A 19,247-nucleotide genomic window follows, 5' to 3' on the forward strand; every position below is an offset into this window, starting at 1 on the left:
CCCCGGCACGGCCCGGCTACACTCCCGACCACCAGGCCGCTGACCAGGGAAAACGGAGAACTCTCACTGGAGTACTAGGTTCTGTACGGCGGATCATCGTCGGAGCCAGAGTCGGATTGATGCGACGGTGACGGTGCCGTGGAAGACGTAGGCGCGCTTGTCGTATCTGGTGGCGACCGCTCGGAAGCCTTTGAGGCGGTGGATTGTGCGCTCGACTTCGTTGCGCCTCTTGTAGGTCTCCTTGTCGAATCCGGTGGGCCGACCGCCCCGGCTGCCGCGCCGCAGGCGGTTGGCCCGCTGGTCGCGGGGCTCGGGGATGGTGTGGCTGATTGCGCGTCGGCGCAGGTAGGCGCGGATGCGGCGCGCGCTGTAGGCCTTGTCCGCGGTGACGTGGTCCGGCCTGGTGCGCGGCCGGCCGCCGCCCGGTCGCGGGACCCTGATCCGTTCCATGACGGCCTCGAACTGTGTGGAGTCGCCGGTCTGGCCCGGTGTGACGAGCAGGGCCAGCGGGCGTCGGCCGCCCTCGCAGGCCAGATGGATCTTGGTGGTCAGTCCTCCGCGGGAGCGGCCGAGGCCTTCGTCGCTCCGGTGCCGCGCCGGGATCCCCCTTTTCGGCGGATCGTCGGCGTCTCCTTCCTGGCGCCGGCCGCGTGCTGGTGGGCTCGGCACGATGTGGAGTCGACGCTCGCCAGGCTCCAGTCGAGGCGGCCCTCGGCGTCGGCCTCGGCCTGCAGGGAGGTCAGGATCCTCTCCCACGTGCCGTCGGCGCACCAACGGCGATGCCGGTCGTACACCGTGGTCCACGGCCCGAAACGCGGCGGCAAGTCCCGCCACGGCACTCCGGTGCGCGCCCGGTAGAGAATCCCGTTGATCACCCGTCGATGACTGGCCCACCGGCCGCCCTGCCGCCCGTTCGCCGGCAGGTGCGGCTTCAACCGGTCCCACTCGTCCTTGCTCAGATCTCCCCGCCCCATGACCAGTACAACGAGCCGATCATGCGACGGTCACAAGATCCGCCGTACAGAACCTAGTGCCCGTCCCCGCACGGCGGCACCGACCAGGAGATTCCGTTGATCATCGACGCGCACAGCCACGTCCACGACCCGGTGGACGGCCACCTCGCCCTGCTCGACGAGGCGGGCGTCGACCGCGCCGTGCTCTTCGGCACCCGGCCGCACCCGGAGCGGGCCGGCGACCTGGCCGGCTTCAAGCGGGAGATGAGCGTCCTGCACGACACGATCAGCGGCCGCTCGGCCGGCGCGGATGCCCACGCGGCGGCGGTCGACGAGCTCGCGGCCGTCTGCGCGGCGCACCCGGACCGGTTCATCGGCTTCGGCAAGGTGCGGCTGGACGTACCGGCCGAGCGGATCGCCGAGGAGGTGCAGCGGGACGTCGTCGCACGCGGCTTCCGGGGCATCGGCGAGCTGACGCCGCCGCCGGACGGCGCGGGCCTGGTCGAGCCGGTGCTGCGCGCCGCCGCCGACCACGGCGGGCTGCCGGTCGTCGTCCACGGCTTCGCACCGACCACCGCCGGCGACATCGCGACGCTGGCCGAGCTCGCCCGCCGCCACCCGCGCGTGCCGCTCGTGCTCAGCCAGCTCGGCGGACTCCACTGGCTGCAGGCGATCGAGCTGGCGCGGGAGACCCCGAACCTGTACCTCGAACTGTCCACGGCGAGCGTCGTGTTCGCCGTGCGGCTGGCGATCCGCGAGGTGCCCGACCGGACGCTCTTCGGCTCGAACGCGCCCTACGGCGACCCGGTCGTCACCCGCGCGATGGTCGAGCGCGCCACGCCGCCCGGCGAACTGCGGGACCGCGTGCTGGGCGGGACCTTCGCCGAACTCCTGGGCCTCTGAGGCCGCTTGAGGCTTCCGCCCGCCCCCGACGGGGGTGGGGGCGGGCGGAACGGGTGCCGCCCGGGCCGGCCGGATGCAGGCCCGGCGGGCGGGGCGTGACGCGCCCGGGCAGGGAAGCGGCGGCATGCCGAGCGACAGCCCCCCGTCCCGGCCGGAGCGCGGACGAACCCGAATGACCCGCCCCACCCCCACGGGCCGCCGCGAGTCGCGCCACCGTCGGGGCACGGGCGCAGCCCGGGTCTCATGCCTCGGCGGCCGCCGCCAGCGGGCCCAGGGCAGCCGCCCGGCGGGCCGGGACGGCGGCCGCGAGGGCGCCGATCGCGAGCGAGACCGCGCACACCAGGAGCAGCGTGCCCCACGGCAGCGCCGGCGTGTAGTGCTCCACCGCGCCGGTGGCCAGCGGGCCGACCGCCCACGCGCCGGCCAGGCCGGCCGCCAGGCCGAGGAGGGTGCCGTACGCGGCGACGGTCACCGCCTCCAGGCGGATCATCCGCCGGACGCCCGCGCGGTCCAGGCCGACGGCACGCAGGACGCCGATCTCGCGGGTGCGTTCGGCGACGGACACGGCCAGGGTGTTGACGATGCCGAGCGCGCCGATCAGCGCGCCGACGGCGAGCATGCCGTACATGACGGCCAGCAGGTCGCCCATGACCCCGGCCGCCTCGCGGACGAGCTGCGCGCGGTCCTGCACCTTCACCAGCGGGCTGTTGCCGACGGCGGTGCGCAGCCGCTGTTCGAGGGCCGGGGAGGTGGCGCCGTCGGCGGTGCGGACGAGGATGCGCTGGACGGAGCCGGGCAGGTAGCTGTTCTGCGCCACCTCCGCGCGCGCGGCGAGCACGTCCCGGGCCGTCGGGTCGTCCCGGTAGACCGCCACGACGGTGTACGGGCGGGCGTCCTGGGTGCGGCCCATGCGGGCGTCGAGGCGGTCGCCCGGGGCGAGGTGGTGTTCGCGGGCGACGGTGGCGGAGACGGCGACCCGGCCCGGACCGAGGTCACCCAGGGCACCACCGGTCACGTCCGGCTTGAGGACGGCGCCGACGCCGTCATCGACGCCCGCGACCTCCAGGACCGTGCCGCCGGCCACCAGGGTGGAGTCCGTGACGGCGCTCGCCGTCCGCACGCCCGGGGTGGCGGCGATCCGTGCGACGGCGGCCGGGTCGACGCCGTCCATGGTGGAACGGGAGCCGATCACGTAGTCGGCGGCGAGCCCGGCGGCGGCCCGGTGGTCGAGGGCCTGCGCGGCGGAGTGCCCGATGGTGGCGAGGCCGGTGACGAGCGCGGTGCTGATCATGAGGGTGGCGGCGGTCGCGGCGGTGCGCCGGGGGTCGCGCAGCGCGTTCTCCCGGGCGAGGCGCCCGGCGACGCCGAGGCGGCCGGTGAGCCTGCCGAACGTCCGGATCACCGGGGCGGCGAGCACCGGCCCGAGCGCTATCAGGCCGCAGACGAGCAGGGCGCAGCCGAGCATCGCGCTCTGCAGGTTCGCCTCCGAGGCGTCCTTCGCGCCGCGCAGCGACACCAGCAGGGCCGCGGCGAGCGCGACCAGGACGAGGCCTGCCACGGCGCGGAGGCGCAACCGGTGGGCGGTCGGCGGCTGTTCGGCCGTCCGCAGCGCCTCGATCGGCGCGACCTTCGCCGCCCGGCGGGACGGCAGCCACGCGGCGAGCACGGTGACGCCCACGCCCACGGCGAGCGCCGCCGCGACGGGCGCGGGGCCGATCACGAGGGGGCCGCGCGGCAGCCCGTCGCCGAGGAGTCCGGGCAGTGCGGCGGCGATGCCGAGGCCCAGCAGGAACCCGGCCGCCGACGCGGCGAGCCCGACCACGAGGGCCTCCAGCAGGACGGCCCGCGCCACCTGGCGGCGCTGCGCGCCGATCGCCCGCAGGAGCGCGATCTCGCGGGTGCGGCGGGCGACGAGCATGGTGAAGGTGTTGACGATGAGGAACGAGGCGATGAAGAGCGAGACGCCGGCGAAGACCAGCGGCAGCTTCTCGTAGCCGCGGGTGAGGGTGTCGACGAGGATCGTCTGCTGGGCGGCCTGGGCGGCCCCGGTGGTGGCCTCGGCCCGGTCGGCGGGGAGCACGGCGGCGACCTTGCGGGCGAGGTCGACCTGGTCGGTGCCGGGCGCGGCGGCGAGGTCGATGCCGGTGTAGTGGCCGGGGGTGGCGAACAGCTGCTGGGCCGTCGCCCGGTCGAACAGGACGAGGGTGCCGCCGGCCGTCACCCGGGTGTCGTCGGTGGTGACGAGGCCGACGAGGCGCTTGGTCATGGCAGGCCCGTCGGTGGCGAGGGTGACCGGGTCGCCGATCCTCAGCCGGCCGGCGGCGGCCGTGCCGCGGTCCACGGCGATCTCGTCGCCGCCGCGGGGCGCCCGGCCCTCCGTCAGCGGGTAGCGGCCGTCCGTCCCGTCCTTGCCGGGGACGTAGGCGGCGGCCTGGTTGGCCCAGCGCGCGCCGACCCGCAGCGGGGTGCCGTCCGCCGCGTTCAGGACGGCCGAGCCGTCGGCGGACGGCCGGACGGCGGCGACGCCGGGCACGTCGGCCAGCTTCCGCACGAGCGCGTCGTCGAGCACACTGGTCGACTGGTCGGCGCCGGAGCCGGGCCGGGGCTCCTTGGCGGTGACGGTGAGGGCGACGCCGGCGAAGTTCTTCGAGGCGGCGGCGCGGTGGGCCGCCGTGGTGGAGTCCGCGAACACGAGGGTGCCGGACACGAACGCGACCCCGAGGCAGACCGCGAGCACGGTCATCGCCAGCCGGGCCTTGTGCGCCAGGACGTTGCGCAGAGCTGTTGTCAACATGGGTTTCTTCCTGGGCGGTTGGCGGCGTCAGCGGGCGGCGCGCGCGTCGAAGCTCTGCATGACGTCCAGCACGCGGTCGGGCGTGGGGCGCACCATCTCGTCGACCAGCCGGCCGTCGGCGAGGAAGACCGCGCGGTCGGCGAAGGCGGCGGCGACCGGGTCGTGGGTCACCATGACGACCGTCCGGCCCAGTTCGCGGACGGAGTCGCGCAGGAAGCCGAGGACCTCCGTCCCGGCGCGGGAGTCGAGGTTGCCGGTCGGCTCGTCCGCGAACACCACGGCGGGCTGCCCGGCCAGTGCGCGGGCGACCGCGACGCGCTGCTGCTGCCCGCCGGACAGCTGCGCGGGCCGGTGGCCGAGCCGCTCGGCGAGGCCGACCATGGCGACCACCCGGTCCAGCCAGCGCTGGTCGGGGCGGCGCCCGGCGATGGCCAGCGGCAGCGTGATGTTCTCCAGCGCGGTGAGCGTCGGCAGGAGGTTGAACGCCTGGAAGACGAAGCCGATCCGGTCCCGGCGCAGCCGGGTGAGCTGCCGGTCGTCGAGCGGGCCGAGCTCGGTGGTGCCGATGCGCACCGAGCCGGAGGTGGGGGTGTCGAGCCCGGCGGCGCAGTGCATCAGGGTGGACTTGCCGCAGCCGGACGGGCCCATGATGGCGGTGAACTCGCCCTCCCGGAAGCCGATGCTGACGCCGTCGAGGGCGGTGACCCGGGTGTCGCCGGAGCCGTAGACCTTGGTCAGACCGGTGGTGGCGGCGGCGATGCCGGGCGCATGGTGCAGGGTGAGCGGATCGGGTGTCACGGGGGCTCCTCTTCGGTGCGGGGACGTGCACTTCAGAGGGTGTCGGGGGAACGTATCGGTGCCCTGGGCGGCCGTGTATCGATGGCCGGTCCCGTTCGTAGCAGTTCCGTAGCGTGTCGGACGGGCGTCAGTCCGGCGGCAGGCGCAGGGTCGCGAGGGCGCCGCCGTCCGGGGCGTTGTCCAGGCGCAGGTCGGCGCCGAGGAGCCGGGCCTGGCCGAGGGCGATGGTCAGGCCGAGGCCGTGGCCGGTGCCGCGTTCGCGGGCGCCGGTGTGGAAGCGGCGCGGGCCGTGGAGCAGCAGGTCCGGCGGGTAGCCGGGGCCGTGGTCGCGCACGGCGACCGTCCGGCCGTCGACGCGGACGTGCACGGGGGCGGCGCCGTGGCGGTGGGCGTTGACGACGAGGTTGCCGACGATGCGCTCCAGCCGGCGCGGGTCGGTCTCCACCCGGAACTCCCGGTCCGCCACGGTGACTTCGGCGTCCAGGCCGGTGCGCGTCACCGCCTCCGCGACGACGGCGCCGAGCGGCACCGAGGCGCGGACGGGGCGTTCGGCGCCCGCGTCGAGGCGGGAGATCTCCAGGAGGTCCTCAACCAGGCCGCGCAGGTCGCGCACCCGGGCGCGCAGCAGGTCCTCGGTCTCGCCGGGCGCCAGGAGGTCGACGGCGGCGAGCAGGCCGCCGACCGGGGTGCGCAGCTCGTGGGCCACGTCGGCGGTGAACTGCCGTTCGGCGCACAGGCGTTGGCTGAGGCTGTCGGCCATGAGGTCGACCGCGGCGGCGATGTCGGCCACCTCGTCGCGGCCGCCGGCCGGCCCGGTGCGGGCGTCGAGGTCCCCGGCGGTGATGCGGCCCGCGGTCTCCGAGACGCGGCGCAGCCGGCGGCCGAGCAGCCCGGCGCCGTAGACGGCGGCGGGCACGGCGGCGCCGAGGGCGATCAGCGAGGCGACCGTGACGGTCGCGTCGAGGCGGCTCAGGGTGTGGAGTTCGGGGCTCGTGTTGACCCGGACGGCGAGCACCGGGCTGCCCGGGCCCGCGGTGCGCTGGGCGCCCCAGACGCTCGGGCCGAGGTTGCCGTGGACGCTCCCGTCGTAGGCCGTGTGCCGCTGCCCGTCGACCGGGTCGCGCAGTGCGGCGGGCAGGCCGGCCGGGTCGAGCTCGGCGCCGTCCGCGAGCGCGCCGGTGCGGCGGTAGACGTCCATGGCGGAGTAGACGGTGTTGAAGGCCTGCGCGTCGGCGCGGTCGCGGATATCCTGCGCCGTCCACACGTGCACCAGCACGCCGACGGCCGCCGCGACCAGGCAGGCGGTGAGGGCGGCCAGCGCGGCGATCTTCCACCGCAGGGACGTGCGGCGCGGGCGCCCGGGCGTTCGCACCGGGCTCAGCGCCTGAGCTTGTAGCCGAAGCCCCGGACCGTCTCGATCCGGTCCCGCCCCAGCTTGCGGCGCAGCCGCTGCACGCACAGGTCGACGACCCGGCTGTCGCCGTCCCAGCCGTAGTCCCACACGTCGCGCAGCAGGGTGTGCCGCTCCAGCACGACGCCCGGCCTGGCGGCGAACTCCAGGAGCACCTTCAGCTCCGTCGGCGTCAGCGCCACGGGCGCCCCGGCGACGGACACGACCATCCCGGCGGTGTCGATGGCGAGATCCCCGAAGGTGAGCACCTCGCCGTCGGAGGCGGCCGGCCCGGCCCGCTCCGGCCGCGGGCCCGGCGCCGGTGCGTACGTGGCCCGCCGCAGCAGCGAGCGGATGCGCGCGACCAGCACGAACGTGTCGACGGGCTTGACCACGTAGTCGTCCGCGCCGGCCTCCAGCCCCGCGACGACGTCGAGCCCGTCCCCGCGGGCGGACATCATCAGCACGGGCACCAGGCTCGTCTCCCGCACCCTGCGGCACAGCCCGATCCCGTCCAGACCGGGCAGCATGACGTCCAGGATCAGCAGGTCGAACTCCCGCTCACGGAACAGCTCCAGCCCGGTGAGCCCGTCCGCCGCGGCCGTCATCGCGTACCCGTACCGCTCCAGCGCGACGCTGAACGCCCGCCGCATCAACGCGTCGTCCTCGACCAGCAACACACGGACCGGAGGGACGTCGGACACGGGACGGACGCCTCCTCTACGGACGGTCGGCGGGGCGGGGGCAGGAACGTGAAAGGGACGATACCGCAGACATCGGACACCCCCGCCGCACCGGAGGACATCGACGCCGGATCAAGCGCCCGTCGATACACGACGGATACAAAGCCCTCAATCGCATTACCTATTAACGCATCAGTCTTTACTGATTCTTGGGCATCAACTAGGCTCTCGGGGTTCCGACCACCGACCCGCACCCAAAGGGCGCACCATCCCGTGAGAGTTCCCCGCCTCGACGGCGCCAGGCTCGCCGTCGTCACGGCCCGCGTCGCGCTGGTCGCCGAGGTCCTGCTGAGCCTCTGGATCGCGTACGCGGCGTGGAGCATGCGCAGCGTGGCCTACCTGGACGACGACGGGACCGATTTCTCCCGCTACGGTGTCGCGGTCTTCCCCGTGCTGGGCCTGGTGTGGGCGGCGCTCTGCGGGTGGGGCGTCGTCGCGTCCGTGCGGCGGTCGCGCTCCGGGGAGCGCGGTGTGGTCTTCGGCCTGACCGTCGTCGCGGTGGCGCACTTCCTGGGCGGGATCTGGAGTGCCGTCTGCGGGGGCTGGCACCTGGGCGGGGGGCTGTTCCTCCTCTCCGTCCTCTACGCGACCGCCGCCAACCCGGCCCGGCCGCACCGGGAGCCCGGCCTGACGGGCGGCTGACGGGCGGCTGACGCGCCGGGGCACGGCGAACGGGCGGACACCACCTGCGGGGTGGCGTCCGCCCGTTCGCGGGTCAGGAGGTGGCCTGGACGCCCTGGAGGGCGCTGATCAGGCTGTCCACGTCCTGGACGGTGTTGTAGAGGGCCAGCGACGCGCGGACCGCGCTCTGGACGCCGTAGGCGGCGAGGGCGGGCTGGGCGCAGTGGTGGCCGGCGCGGACGGCGATGCCCTGCTGGTCGAGCCGGGCGGCGACGGCCATCGGGTCGACGCCGGCGAGCAGGAAGGTCAGCACACCGATCTTCCCGGGCGCGTTGCCGATCAGCCGGAGCCCGGGCACGGTGGCCAGGGCCGCCATGGCGTACGCGGTGAGCTGTTCCTCGTGCGCGGTGGCCGCCTGGCGGTCGAGGCCGGACAGGTAGCGCAGCGCGGCCCCCAGGCCGGCGACGCCGGCGATGTGGCCGGTGCCGGCCTCCAGGCGGTGCGGGACGGGGGCGTAGGTCGTCTCGTCGAAGGAGACCGAGTCGATCATGTTGCCGCCGCCCTGCCACGGGGGCATGGCCTCCAGCACGTCGCGCTTGCCGTACAGGACGCCGATGCCGGTCGGGGCGAAGATCTTGTGCCCGGAGAAGGCGTAGAAGTCGGCGTCCAACGCCTTGACGTCGACGGGGAAGTGGCTGACCGCCTGGGCGCCGTCGATCAGCACCCGGGCACCGTACCGGTGGGCGAGCGCCGTCATCTCGGCCACCGGCGGGACGGTGCCCAGCACGTTGGACGCGTGGGTGAGCGCGACCAGCTTGGTGCGGTAGCTGAGCAGGTCCCGGTAGGCGTCCTGGTCGAGCTGCCCGTCGGGGAGCAGCGGGATCGGCACGACCCGGGCCCGCCGCTCCTTGGCGATCAGCTGCCAGGGCACGAGGTTGGAGTGGTGTTCGGCGGCGGAGACGAGGATCTCGTCGCCGACGCCGAGGTTGGCCCGGCCCCAGCTCTGCGCCACGAGGTTGACGGCCTCGGTGGTGCCGCGGACGAAGACGATCTCGTCCGGGTCCGGGGTGCCGAGCAGTCGGGCGGCCTCGGCGCGGCCCTCCTCGTAGACCTGGGTGGCCTGTTTGGCGAGGGTGTGGGCGCCGCGGTGGACGTTGGAGGTGCTCGTCGCGTAGTGCTCGCCGACGGCCTCGACGACCTGACGGGGCTTGAGGGTGGTGGCCCCGTTGTCCAGCCAGACGAGCGGGTGGCCGTTCACCTCCCGGTGCAGCTGCGGGAAGTCGCGGCGGACGGCCTCGACGTCGAACCCGCCGGCGGGCGCGGCGGGCGCCGACGTGGCCTGCGGGGCCTGCGGGGCCGACGTGGCCTGCGGCGCCGACGGGACCTGCGGGGCCGAAGGGGCCTGCGGGGCCGAAGGGGCCGCCTGGGGCGGCAGCCAGTAGAACGGGATCGCGGTCATGTCGGTCCCGTACGGCGGCCGTTGGGCCACTCCGTGGATCCCGGAGCCGCGCCCGAACCCGTCAGGAGTAGTCATGGTAGTTGGACACCTCGACGTTCTGGAGCACGGCGACCGCGTCGTCCACCAGGGCGGCGGTGGAGAAGTAACTGGTCACCAGGTACGAGGTGATGGCCTGCCGGTCGACGCCCATCGCCCGCACCGCGAGGCCCGGCTCGACCTCGTCCGGCACCTTCGCCGGGCGCAGGCCGACGACGCCCTGGCGGTCCTCGCCGACGCGCATCAGCAGGATGTTGGTGGTGCCGGGCGCCGAGTTCGCCGAGCCCTTGAGATCGAGCTTGTCGGAGGGCAGCAGCGGCACGCCGCGCCAGGTGAGGAACGGGCTGCCGAACAGCTCGACGATCTGCGGCGGCACCCCGCGCCGGGTGCATTCGCGGCCGAACGCGGCGATGGCGCGCGGGTGGGCGAGGAAGAACGCCGGCTGCTTCCAGACCCGGGTGAGCAGCTCGTCCATGTCGTCCGGGGTCGGCGCGCCCTTGCGGGTGCGCACGCGCTGGCTCGCGGCGACGTTGTTGAGCAGGCCGTACTCGGCGTTGTTGAGCATCTCCCACTCCTGGCGCTCGCGCAGCGCCTCGACGGTCAGCCGCAACTGGGCCTGGACCTGGTCGATGCCGGAGTTGTAGACGTCCGCGACGCGGGTGTGCACCCGCAGGACGGTCTGCGCGATGCTGAGCTCGTACTCGCGCGGGCTGTCCTCGTAGTCCACGAAGGTCTCGGGCAGGTACGGCTCGCCGGCGTGGCCCGACTGGAGGTCGATCGGGTGCTCGCGGTCGGTCGACGGCCGCACGGAGGCGGCGGCGAACTCGTCGAGCTGCGCCCGCAACGAGGGCTCGCGGTCGGCGAGTTCGACGAGCGTGCGGCGTTCGACGGAGAGCACGGTGCACGCGCTCACGGCCTTGACCCGGTACGTCGTGTCGGTGCCGTTGGCCCACTCGGCGCCGTCGAAGAAGTCGCCCTCGCCGAGGACGGCCAGCAGGGCGTCCGCGCCGTACTCGTTGGTGGCGCGCTTCTCGGCGCGGCCGAACGCGATGATGTGCAGCTGGTCGGCGGGGGCGCCGGCCTCGACGATGAGCTCGCCGGGCGCCACCTCGCGCTCGACGAAGGCGCTGGCGAGCGCGGCGAGCAGCGGGCTGTCCACCTGGCTGAGGAAGGCCAGTTCGCGCAGGTCCTCGGCGACGACCTGGTTGGCGCCGGCGCCGTCGACGTAGGTGCTGATCAGCCCGTCGCCGAGGATGAAGCCGCGGCGGCGGTTGACGCGGAAGACCCCGGCCTCCAGGTCCACCCAGGGCAGCGCGCGCAGCAGGTAGCGCGGGGTGATCCCGAGCATCTGCGGCACGGTCTTGGTGGTGGTGGCGAGGTTCCGGGCGGCGGAGGTACTGAGGCTCTGCTGACTCTGCTGGCTCTGCTGGACGGCCTCGGTGGTCACGTGTGGTCCCCTCCCGTAAATCGGCTGATCCGACGATGCGTCAGATTGTTGCGGCCGATCCGGGTTCGTGTGAGGACGTTTAGGTTCACCGATCTGTGGACGCACCAGTACGCAGGGCTACCGGGCCCCGCCAAACTCACTCGAACGAGTGAGTTTGGCTATAAGCGCCCCGGATGTGTTCCCAAGCAGGGCTTTGAACGGCGCAGTAAAACGGGGCCCGACGTCAGCCCACCCGGTGCGCGGCCTCGGTCAGGACGGCACCCAGCGGCAGGTCGATGCGGGCCGCGGCCAGGTCGTCGCCACGGGTCCGCCCCTGGTTGACGATCGCCACCGGGGTGCCCGCCCGGGCCGCGTGCCGCACGAAGCGCAGGCCCGACATCACGGTGAGGGACGACCCGAGCACGACCAGCGCCTGCCCGGCGTCGACCAGCCCGAAGCAGCGCTCGACCCGGGGCTTCGGCACGCTCTCGCCGAAGAACACGACGTCCGGTTTGAGGACCCCGCCGCACGCCCCGCAGGGGGCCACCCGGAACGCGTCGACCAGCTCCTGCGGCAGCTCGGCGTCGCCGTCCGGGCGGACCTCCGCCCCCGCCGCGCGGAAGCCCGGGTTCAGCTCCTCCAGCCGCCCGTCCAGCTCCTCGCGCGCGCTGGTGCGCCCGCACTCCAGGCACACCACCCGGTGCAGTCCGCCGTGCAGTTCGACGGCCGCCCGGGTGCCGGCGGCGCGGTGCAGGCCGTCGACGTTCTGCGTGATCACTGCCGCTACGTGGCCCGAGCGGCGCAGCCGCTCCACCGCCCGGTGCCCGGCGTTGGGCTCGGCCGCCGCGATCGTGCGCCAGCCCGTGTGGCTGCGCGCCCAGTACCGGCGGCGGGCCTCCTCGCCGGCGGTGAACTCCTGGTACGTCATCGGCGCGCGGCGGCGCCGGCTGCCGGTGGCGCCCCGGTAGTCGGGGATGCCGGACTCCGTCGACAGCCCCGCGCCGCTGAGCACCACGACGCCCCGCCCGGCCAGCAGCCGGACCAGCGTCTCCAGGCCTTCGAGGTCGGCCGCCGTGGCGTCGGCGAGCGTCGCGTGCGCACTCACGGAGCAAGAGTAGAACTCATGGACGAGTGACGGCGAGGACGGCCATGTCGTCGTCCCGCGGGCCGCCCGTCCAGGCTGCCACGTCGCGCCCCAGGGCGTCCAGCACCTCCCCCGGCCCGGCGAACGGACCCAGCGGGGCGAGGCCCTTCACCGGGTCGTAGAACCGCCCGGCGCCGTCCCGGGCCTCGGTGACACCGTCCGTGACCAGGAGCAGTGTGTGCCCGGCGGGGAACGGCCACCGGTCCGGCGCCGAGCGGTCCGGGCCCAGCGCGCCCATACCGAGCGGCAGGCCGGGGTCGGCCGCGTCCAGGCGCCGCACGCCGCCCGGGCCGGCCGCCCCGCCCGGGCCGCCCAGCAGGTACGGCCCGGGGTGGCCGCAGCTCAGGACGTGCACGGCGTCCCGGCCGCCCGGGAACTCCGCGAGCAGCGCCGTGCTGAACCCCTCCGTCCGCACCTCCTCGTCGCGGTGCGCGCTCTCGCGGGCCAGCGACTGCTCCAGGGCGTCAGCGAGCGCGACCAGGTCCGAGGCGCGCGAGGCGTTCTCCCGGAACGCCCCGAGCAGCACCGACACCGTCGCCACCGCCGGCAGGCCCTTGCCCCGCACGTCCGCGATCATCAGCCGCACGCCGTACGGAGTCTCCTGGACGGCGTACGCGTCGCCGCCGATCAACGCCTCCGTCTGGGCCGCCCGGTAGCAGGCGGCCACCGTCAGCTCCCCCGCCCGGTCCGGCGGCGCGGGCAGGACGGCCAGCTGGGCGGCCTCGGCGACGCTGCGCACCGTGGCCAGGCGCCGGCCGTGGCGGGCGACGACGCGGTTGATCCAGACGCCCAGCAGCGCGGCGAACACGGTGTTGGTGAGCTCCAGGTAGCCGCCCTCGGTGCCGACCGTGCCGTCGCGGAAGGACAGCGCGACGATGCCCACCACGTTGGCGGCGCCGACGGCGAGCGTGTCCCGCAGCGGGAGCAGCGCGCCCGCCAGGACGGCCGCGGCGGCCACCATCGGGTCGCCCCAGTAGTTCGTCGTGTCGATGGCGTTCCACAGCAGGCCGCCGGCGACCAGCAGCCACGGCAGCACGCGCAGGTAGCGCGGCCACGGGCCGTCCCTCGGTGTCATCGGCGCCACCCGCCTTCCTGGCTCCGCTCGCGGGGGCGGTCTCGCTTCCGATCCTAGGGCGAAAGACACGCCCTAGAAGCTCCGGGACCGGCTGGGGCGCCCATGCCCGCGGACCCACTGCCAGGCGGTGCGCGCCGCCGCGACCGGGTCGAAGGCGGCGGGCCGCCCCCGGGTGAACGGGTAGCAGGCGAAGCCGATGAGGACGGCGGTGAAGTGGCCCGCGCTGGTGAAGTCGCGGTTCTGCAGCAGGCCGTAGCCGTAGAACACGACCACACCCGCCGCGTACACGTACCGCCACGGGCGGACGAGAGCGTACGTGAGCACGGCGACGACGCCCGCGAGGGCGTAGCTCACGCCGACGTCGAGCGTGTACACGGCCCGGTGCGGGGCGAGGCCCCGGCTGATCGCCCAGTACAGCGCGCCCTCGCTGATGTACGTCGCACCGATGTGCGCGATCAGGACGACCGCGAGCCAGCGCACGGTGCCGAGCCAGCGCTCGGCGGGCACGTGGAAGACGTTGTAGAGCACGAGGTAGAACCACCAGCCGCCGCCCTCGATCCACAGGGCGCTGCTGAACAGCACCTTCAGCGGCGCGACCTCCAGGTGGTGCAGGTTGGTCGAGCGCTTCTCCAGGATGTGGTGGGCCACCCTCGGGCTCACCCGGTCGATCACGAGGGTGGTGCCGAGCAGGATCGCCAGCCAGACGAACGTGCCCGGCGCGCTCCGGACGTACGACCAGACGGCCCGGGCCAGCACGGAGGTGCGGCCCGGCACGCGGGCGTGGCTCATCGAGGATCCTCTCTCCGTTCGCCCAAGCCTCGCCCAAGCCCATCACACCCCGGCGACGGAACAGGGCCGTCCGGGTGAACCGGAAGCACTGCGGGGAGCGTCGTCCTCTCCGTAAGCCCCCCGTTCAGGAGATCGCACCCATGGCAGCCATCCGTCCGACCCCCGGCCGAATACGCACCGGCCTGCTCGCCCTCGCGGTGGCCGCCGCGCTCACCGGCGGGCTGCTCTGGTGGCAGCCGTGGCACCACGAGCCGAAGCAGCTCGCGTTCACCACGGCCACCGGCGGCACCGACCGCGCCGGCACCGGCGAGCACCTGTACCGGTACAAGGTGCGGGTGGAGAACGGGCTGCCGCAGCGCCCCGAGCAGTTCGCGGCCGACGTGGACGCCGTCCTCGGCAACGTCCGGCAGGGCTGGGCGGCCGGCGGCGCCGTGTCCTTCCAGCGGGTGGCCGCCGACCCGGTGGACTTCACGGTGTACCTGGCCACCCCGGAGTCCACCGACCGGATCTGCGGCCAGTACGGACTGGACACCGGCGGCACGGTGAACTGCGCGGCCGGCAAGCAGGTCGTCATCAACGCCAAGCGCTGGACCGACCTCACGCAGTTCTACACCGGGCGCCCCGAGCTCTACCACGCGCTCGCGGTCAACCACGAGGTCGGCCACATCCTCGGGAACGGGCACGTCGACTGCCCCGGCGCGGGCGCTCCCGCACCGGTGATGATGCAGCAGATCAAGGGCATGCACGGCTGCGTGCCGAACGGCTGGCCCTACTCCGAGGCCGGCACCCTGCTGACCGGCCCGCCCGTCCCGGCGTCCACGGCCTCGCCGGCGCCGTAAGCGGTTCACACGGGCCGGCGCCCCGCGCCCACCAGCTCCACCAGGTGCTCCGCCGCCACCGCGGCACCGTCCGCGCGGACCGTGCCCGCGACGGCGGCGGCCCGGGCGCGCAGCTCCGGGCCGAGGGCCGTCCCGAGCGCGGCGGACAGGGAAGCCGCGGTCGGCACCGGACCGTCGTGCGCCACGCCGATGCCCAGGGCGGCCACGCGGGCGGCCCAGTACGGCTGGTCGACCACCTGCGGCACCAGCACCTGCGGCGTCCCGGCGCGCGCGGCGGCCGTCGTGGTGCCCGCGCCCCCGTGGTGCACGACCGCGGCGACCCTCGGGAACAGCGCCTGCTGGTTCACCTCGCCGACGACGAAGCAGTCGTCGGCGCCGTCGATCGGGGCCAGGTCCGCCCAGCCGCGCGCGACGACGATCCGGCGGCCCTGTGCGCGGACCGCGTCGACGACGTCCTCGGCGATCGTCTCCTTCGACTGCCCCATCGGCATGCTGCCGAATCCCACGTACACCGGGGCCTCGCCGGCCTCCAGGAACGCCACCAGGTCCGCCGGGAGCGGGCGGTCGTCCGGCAGGATCCACGCGCCGCTCTGCACGGGGTCGACGCCGGCCGGCCGCTCCCAGGGCCCGAGCACCGGGTCCGTCGCCAGCCACGGACGGTCGGTGTTGACGTGGGTGCGCACGTCGTCCACGCGGGGCAGGCCCACCGACGCCCGGTGCTCGTTGACCACCCCGCCGAACACCTCGTTCATGACACCGACGTGCAGCTCCCACAGGACCCGGTTGTCGGTGACGTCCTCGGGGAACGGATGCCCGGGATACGTGTACGGCCGGTGGTACGGGGACGGCAGCATGGTCGGCTGCAGCGCCACGTAGGCGAAGTGGACGCCCAGCTTCTCGGCCGCCGACCGCGCCCCGGCCACGGTCGGGAACAGGCCCGTCGCCACCACCGCGTCGGCGTCCCCGGCCGCCGCCGACGCCGCCTCGAAGTAGCCGGCGGTCAACCGCGCGGCGCGCTCCTGGATGCTCCCCGCCATCGGCCGCACACCCGTCACCAGCTCCCGCACCGACGGCCCGGCCGGCACCAGCTCCACACCGACGTCGGCCAGCCGCTTGGCGAACTCCTCGTCCGGCGGCGCGCACACCCGCACCTCCGCGCCGCGTTCGCGCAGCCGCACGGCCAGCGCCGCCATCGGCTCGACGTCTCCGCGCGACCCGTACGTCGACAGCACCACTCGCATCGTCGTGACTCCCCGTTTCCGCAGGTTGAGACCTTGTTGAGACCTTGAGGTGGTGATTCTGCGGGACGGTGGGGGCCTTGCCGCAAGACCCCCGGTGCGCTATAAGTTGAGAGTGGCGGGGAGTGGGCACACCTCCCTGACGCCATCTCAAGTCGCCCGACGGTCCTCAAGGCTGACCGAAAAGCAGGTCCTCACGGCCGACGCGGCGCCCCCCTGGTGTGACACCGGCAACAAGGGTGTTGTCATCAGCGGCAGGACAAGGGGAGGATGGTTGCGGGGCGTAGCAATATCCCACGATCCGTACCGAATTGGCACCGGCCGCTCGGCGTGATCGGGAACGCCCCCACGCAAGTGATGAGTGCACGAAACGGGGGAATCGTGGACTGGACACGTCGACAGGTGTCGCGCGCGGGGCCGCCACGGACCGGGCGTCCCTGCGCACACGCCTGCCCGCTCACGGGCTGAAACTCCCCGGGCTCTCCCCCACCTCGTTCCCGGCGAATTCGACGACCGCTCAGACGACCGCTTCGACGACCGTCCCGGCGGCCGTCCGGCCGGTCACGCCCGGGACCGGCCCCACCGGTCCCGCCCCCACCCACCGCGGAAGACCGACCCACCCGCGCCACCGAACCTGGAAGGCATCATGCAGGTGCTCATCGTGGAAGGCCAGGAAAGCGTCTCCCGAGCGCTCGCGGTCAGACTGGAGCAGCACGGCTACGAGGTCGCGACCGCCCCCAGCGGCGCAGCGGCACTGGAGTCCTGCGACGACACGGACATCATGCTGCTCAACATGGAGCTCCCCGACCTCGACGGCCTGGAGGTCTGCCGGCGCATCCGCACCATCAGCGACACCCCCATCGTCGCCTTCACCGACCGGACGGCCGACCTGGGCCGGATCCGCGGCCTCCGGGCCGGTGCGGACGACTGCCTCGACAAGCCGTACGAGTTCCACGAGCTGCTCGCCCGGATCGAGGCGATCATGCGCCGCGTCCGCCGGGTCCTCGGCGTGCCGTCCGTCCCGGTGCGGGTGCTGACGATCGGCGACGTCTCCATCGACGGCGCCACCCGCGAGGTGCGCCTGCGCGGGCGGGCGGTGCAGCTCACGCGCAAGGAGTTCGACCTGCTGCACTACCTGGCCCGGCACCCCGGCACGGTGGTCTCGCGCCGCCGCCTGATGAGCGAGATCTGGGACGATACCTCCGCCCACGCGCTCGGCCCGCGGGCCAGCCGCACGCTCGACACCCATGTCAGCTCGCTGCGCGGCAAGTTGGGCCACAGCGGCTGGATCGTCACGGTGCGCGGCGTCGGCTTCCGGATGGGCCACGTCTGCACGAGCCGCGCCCGGCCCGACGCCGAGGCGGGCTGATCCGGCGGCCCGCTCCGGCCCGGCCACCGACCCGGGGCCGGTGGCCGGAGCGGGACTCAGACGCGGCTGACGAAGGTGAACCCGGCCCCGTCGACCGCGCTGCGGAGCGTCGCCTCGTCGAGCGCCTCGGCCGACGCGACGGTGACGCGGCCGGACGGCGCGTCGGCGACGACGTCGGTGACGCCGGGCAGGGCCGAGAGCCCGGCGCTGACCGTCTTCTCGCAGTGGCCGCAGCTCATGCCGTCGACGGTCAGGACGGTGGTGATGGTGGACATGCGGGTACCTCCGGTATCGGACGCGGTCGGTGGGCGACGCCGACAACGACACCCCAAACCACGCCCGCATCCCAGGGACACGCCGCCCGGATGGCACCATCGAGTGGTTCCGGGAACCGATCGCCCCACCCGCCCGACGGGGCCCGCGGCGCGGCCCGGCCGCGTACCCTCGACAGCGGTTACGTCCGACCGACTGCCTGGGAGGCGCAGTGGTGATCGCCGTCCGGTCATTCCGTTCCGACGACGCTCCGCGGGTGGCGGAGATCGTGCACCGCTGCCTGCGGGAGGTGAACAGCCGGGACTATCCGGTGGAGGTCATCGACCGGATGTGCGAGCACTTCACGGCTCGGCGGTTCGTCGAGCTGTCCGCGGACCGGCACATCTTCGTCGCGGAGGACGAGGGGGTCGTGGGGACGGTCTCCCGGGACGGCCACAAGGTCTTCAGCATGTTCGTCGATCCGGATTCGGCGGGGCGCGGGATCGGCCGCCTGCTCATGGACCACATCGAGGCGCTGGCGGCGGCCGAGGGGCACGCGCACATGGAGGCCGGCGCCAGCATCACCGCGCACCGGTTCTACCTCCGGCGGGGGTACGCCGACGTCCGGGAGAGCGACTCCGGGTTCGGCCTCACCTACCTCGTCCGCAAGCCCCTGCAGCCGTCCGCCGGCTGAGCACCTCCGCCTCACGCCGCCCCGCGCACGATGTCCTCGCCGTCCCGGCCCCGCAGGGCGAGTGCGGCCGGGAGGACGGCCGCCGTCAGGGCGACGGCCGCGCAGGCGGCGGCGAGCGCGCCCATCGTGCCCCAGGGCATGGCTGCGGGCGTCGGGCCGATGAGGTGGACGAGGGCCGCCCAGGAGCCGCCCACACTGATGGCCGTACCGAGGACGCCCATCGCGGTGCCGGCCGCCACGCACATCAGCGTCTCGACGGCGACGGTGCGCAGCACCTGGATCTTGGTGGCGCCGGCGAGGCGCAGCAGGGACAGTTCGCGCCTGCGGTCGGTGACGGTCATGACCAGGGAGTTGGCGAGGGCGATGGCCGCGTAGCCGATCGCGAGGCCGAGGATCATCAGCAGGGCGTTCCAGGCGGCCTCCGCGTCGGCGTTGGTCGCGGCCTTCCAGATGTCCTGCGGGGTGGCGAGCCGCGCCCCGAGTCCGTGGACGGCCGCCTCCAGGCCCGCCTCCGCCTGCTGCCGGTCGGTGCCGGACGGCAGCCGCAGGTCGATCCGGCTCGCGAGGGCGGGCCCGCCGACGCTGTCGGTGACGGCGTTCGGGCCGGTGACCCACGCCTGGACGTCCTCGGCACCCGGGCCCGGGACGGCGGCGCCCCGCAGCGGGGGGGGGCTCCGGACGGCCCGGCGGAGGGGGCCCCGCTCCCCGGCCGCCGGCGACCCGG

The 19,247-nt window shown here is 74.4% G+C and carries 18 protein-coding genes; 5 read left to right on the forward strand and 13 right to left on the reverse strand.

Translation table 11 applies throughout. The annotated features are described in order from the left end of the window. Window positions 1-93: 93 nt before the first annotated feature. Window positions 94-974, reverse strand: a protein-coding gene (locus ACFV4F_RS30005; protein WP_380507063.1) for an IS5 family transposase whose coding sequence is annotated in 2 segments (ribosomal slippage) — window positions 94-620 and window positions 620-974 — 882 coding nt in all. Because the reading frame shifts where the segments join, the coding sequence is not laid out codon by codon here. Window positions 975-1,070: 96 nt separating this feature from the next. Between ACFV4F_RS30005 and ACFV4F_RS30010 the strand changes: the two genes are divergently transcribed. After that, a complete protein-coding gene (locus ACFV4F_RS30010; RefSeq protein WP_380507066.1) occupies window positions 1,071-1,856 on the forward strand; it encodes an amidohydrolase family protein in 786 nt (261 codons plus the stop codon). 241 nt (window positions 1,857-2,097) lie between these two features. Here ACFV4F_RS30010 and ACFV4F_RS30015 read toward each other — a convergent pair whose 3' ends face one another. The 4 genes from ACFV4F_RS30015 to cseB form a co-directional block, all read right to left on the reverse strand. Beyond that, window positions 2,098-4,650 (reverse strand): ABC transporter permease, encoded by a 2,553-nt coding sequence (locus tag ACFV4F_RS30015; RefSeq protein WP_380507069.1) that lies wholly within the window; start codon window positions 4,648-4,650, stop codon window positions 2,098-2,100. A gap of 27 nt (window positions 4,651-4,677) precedes the next feature. Next, entirely contained in the window at window positions 4,678-5,427 is a 750-nt protein-coding gene (locus ACFV4F_RS30020; RefSeq protein WP_380445860.1) for an ABC transporter ATP-binding protein, read from the reverse strand. 148 nt (window positions 5,428-5,575) lie between these two features. Beyond that, window positions 5,576-6,820 (reverse strand): sensor histidine kinase, encoded by a 1,245-nt coding sequence (locus tag ACFV4F_RS30025; RefSeq protein ID WP_380507071.1) that lies wholly within the window; start codon window positions 6,818-6,820, stop codon window positions 5,576-5,578. A 5-nt stretch (window positions 6,821-6,825) separates the two neighbouring features. Beyond that, window positions 6,826-7,542: a two-component system response regulator CseB gene (cseB, locus tag ACFV4F_RS30030; RefSeq protein WP_380507074.1), complete on the reverse strand. Its 717-nt coding sequence runs from the start codon at window positions 7,540-7,542 to the stop codon at window positions 6,826-6,828. A gap of 252 nt (window positions 7,543-7,794) precedes the next feature. On the opposite strand from cseB, the gene ACFV4F_RS30035 reads away from it, so the two are divergent. Further along, entirely contained in the window at window positions 7,795-8,223 is a 429-nt protein-coding gene (locus ACFV4F_RS30035) for a hypothetical protein (RefSeq protein ID WP_380507077.1), read from the forward strand. A gap of 73 nt (window positions 8,224-8,296) precedes the next feature. Here the strand turns inward: ACFV4F_RS30035 and ACFV4F_RS30040 are convergent, their stop codons facing one another. The 5 genes from ACFV4F_RS30040 to ACFV4F_RS30060 form a co-directional block, all read right to left on the reverse strand. Then, complete coding sequence (locus ACFV4F_RS30040) at window positions 8,297-9,736, reverse strand: SufS family cysteine desulfurase (protein ID WP_380507080.1); 1,440 nt, start codon at window positions 9,734-9,736, stop codon at window positions 8,297-8,299. Beyond that, window positions 9,723-11,144: a family 2B encapsulin nanocompartment shell protein gene (locus ACFV4F_RS30045; protein WP_380447643.1), complete on the reverse strand. Its 1,422-nt coding sequence runs from the start codon at window positions 11,142-11,144 to the stop codon at window positions 9,723-9,725. The genes ACFV4F_RS30040 and ACFV4F_RS30045 overlap by 14 nt, the downstream gene beginning before the upstream one ends. Before the next feature lie 223 nt (window positions 11,145-11,367). Continuing rightward, on the reverse strand, window positions 11,368-12,228 hold the full coding sequence (locus ACFV4F_RS30050; RefSeq protein ID WP_380507083.1) for an NAD-dependent protein deacetylase: 861 nt from the start codon (window positions 12,226-12,228) through the stop codon (window positions 11,368-11,370). Between the two features lie 16 nt (window positions 12,229-12,244). Then, a complete protein-coding gene (locus ACFV4F_RS30055) occupies window positions 12,245-13,342 on the reverse strand; it encodes a PP2C family protein-serine/threonine phosphatase (RefSeq protein WP_380507086.1) in 1,098 nt (365 codons plus the stop codon). A gap of 72 nt (window positions 13,343-13,414) precedes the next feature. Further along, window positions 13,415-14,131, reverse strand: a complete 717-nt coding sequence (locus ACFV4F_RS30060) for a rhomboid-like protein (RefSeq protein ID WP_380507089.1) — start codon at window positions 14,129-14,131, stop codon at window positions 13,415-13,417. A 140-nt stretch (window positions 14,132-14,271) separates the two neighbouring features. Here ACFV4F_RS30060 and ACFV4F_RS30065 point away from each other — a divergent pair, with 140 nt between their 5' ends. Then, the gene (locus tag ACFV4F_RS30065) at window positions 14,272-14,970 is read left to right on the forward strand and encodes a DUF3152 domain-containing protein (protein WP_380507092.1); all 699 of its coding nucleotides are present in this window, start codon (window positions 14,272-14,274) and stop codon (window positions 14,968-14,970) included. A 5-nt stretch (window positions 14,971-14,975) separates the two neighbouring features. Here ACFV4F_RS30065 and ACFV4F_RS30070 read toward each other — a convergent pair whose 3' ends face one another. After that, complete coding sequence (locus ACFV4F_RS30070; RefSeq protein ID WP_380507094.1) at window positions 14,976-16,211, reverse strand: glycosyltransferase; 1,236 nt, start codon at window positions 16,209-16,211, stop codon at window positions 14,976-14,978. 643 nt (window positions 16,212-16,854) lie between these two features. Between ACFV4F_RS30070 and ACFV4F_RS30075 the strand changes: the two genes are divergently transcribed. Continuing rightward, a complete protein-coding gene (locus ACFV4F_RS30075; RefSeq protein ID WP_380447631.1) occupies window positions 16,855-17,577 on the forward strand; it encodes a response regulator transcription factor in 723 nt (240 codons plus the stop codon). 56 nt (window positions 17,578-17,633) lie between these two features. Here ACFV4F_RS30075 and ACFV4F_RS30080 read toward each other — a convergent pair whose 3' ends face one another. After that, the gene (locus tag ACFV4F_RS30080) at window positions 17,634-17,852 is read right to left on the reverse strand and encodes a heavy-metal-associated domain-containing protein (protein WP_380507096.1); all 219 of its coding nucleotides are present in this window, start codon (window positions 17,850-17,852) and stop codon (window positions 17,634-17,636) included. Between the two features lie 254 nt (window positions 17,853-18,106). Here ACFV4F_RS30080 and ACFV4F_RS30085 point away from each other — a divergent pair, with 254 nt between their 5' ends. Beyond that, entirely contained in the window at window positions 18,107-18,523 is a 417-nt protein-coding gene (locus ACFV4F_RS30085) for a GNAT family N-acetyltransferase (protein ID WP_380507098.1), read from the forward strand. 11 nt (window positions 18,524-18,534) lie between these two features. On the opposite strand, the gene ACFV4F_RS30090 is transcribed toward ACFV4F_RS30085, so the two are convergent. Next, window positions 18,535-19,247: FtsX-like permease family protein (locus tag ACFV4F_RS30090; RefSeq protein WP_380507101.1), on the reverse strand; the 713-nt coding region annotated here is incomplete at its 5' end.

It is taken from the genome of Kitasatospora sp. NPDC059722 (assembly GCF_042733235.1).
In the GTDB taxonomy this organism is placed as follows: domain Bacteria; phylum Actinomycetota; class Actinomycetes; order Streptomycetales; family Streptomycetaceae; genus Kitasatospora.

What these genes read in the sequence shown, in the direction of transcription:
- ACFV4F_RS30015 (WP_380507069.1), bottom strand. Translation starts at nt 4,650, where the DNA reads ATGTTGACAACAGCTCTGCGCAACGTCCTGGCGCACAAGGCCCGGCTG.
- ACFV4F_RS30040 (WP_380507080.1), bottom strand. Translation starts at nt 9,736, where the DNA reads ATGACTACTCCTGACGGGTTCGGGCGCGGCTCCGGGATCCACGGAGTG.
- ACFV4F_RS30055 (WP_380507086.1), bottom strand. Translation starts at nt 13,342, where the DNA reads ATGACACCGAGGGACGGCCCGTGGCCGCGCTACCTGCGCGTGCTGCCG.
- ACFV4F_RS30060 (WP_380507089.1), bottom strand. Translation starts at nt 14,131, where the DNA reads ATGAGCCACGCCCGCGTGCCGGGCCGCACCTCCGTGCTGGCCCGGGCC.
- ACFV4F_RS30065 (WP_380507092.1), top strand. Translation starts at nt 14,272, where the DNA reads ATGGCAGCCATCCGTCCGACCCCCGGCCGAATACGCACCGGCCTGCTC.
- ACFV4F_RS30070 (WP_380507094.1), bottom strand. Translation starts at nt 16,211, where the DNA reads ATGCGAGTGGTGCTGTCGACGTACGGGTCGCGCGGAGACGTCGAGCCG.
- ACFV4F_RS30075 (WP_380447631.1), top strand. Translation starts at nt 16,855, where the DNA reads ATGCAGGTGCTCATCGTGGAAGGCCAGGAAAGCGTCTCCCGAGCGCTC.
- ACFV4F_RS30080 (WP_380507096.1), bottom strand. Translation starts at nt 17,852, where the DNA reads ATGTCCACCATCACCACCGTCCTGACCGTCGACGGCATGAGCTGCGGC.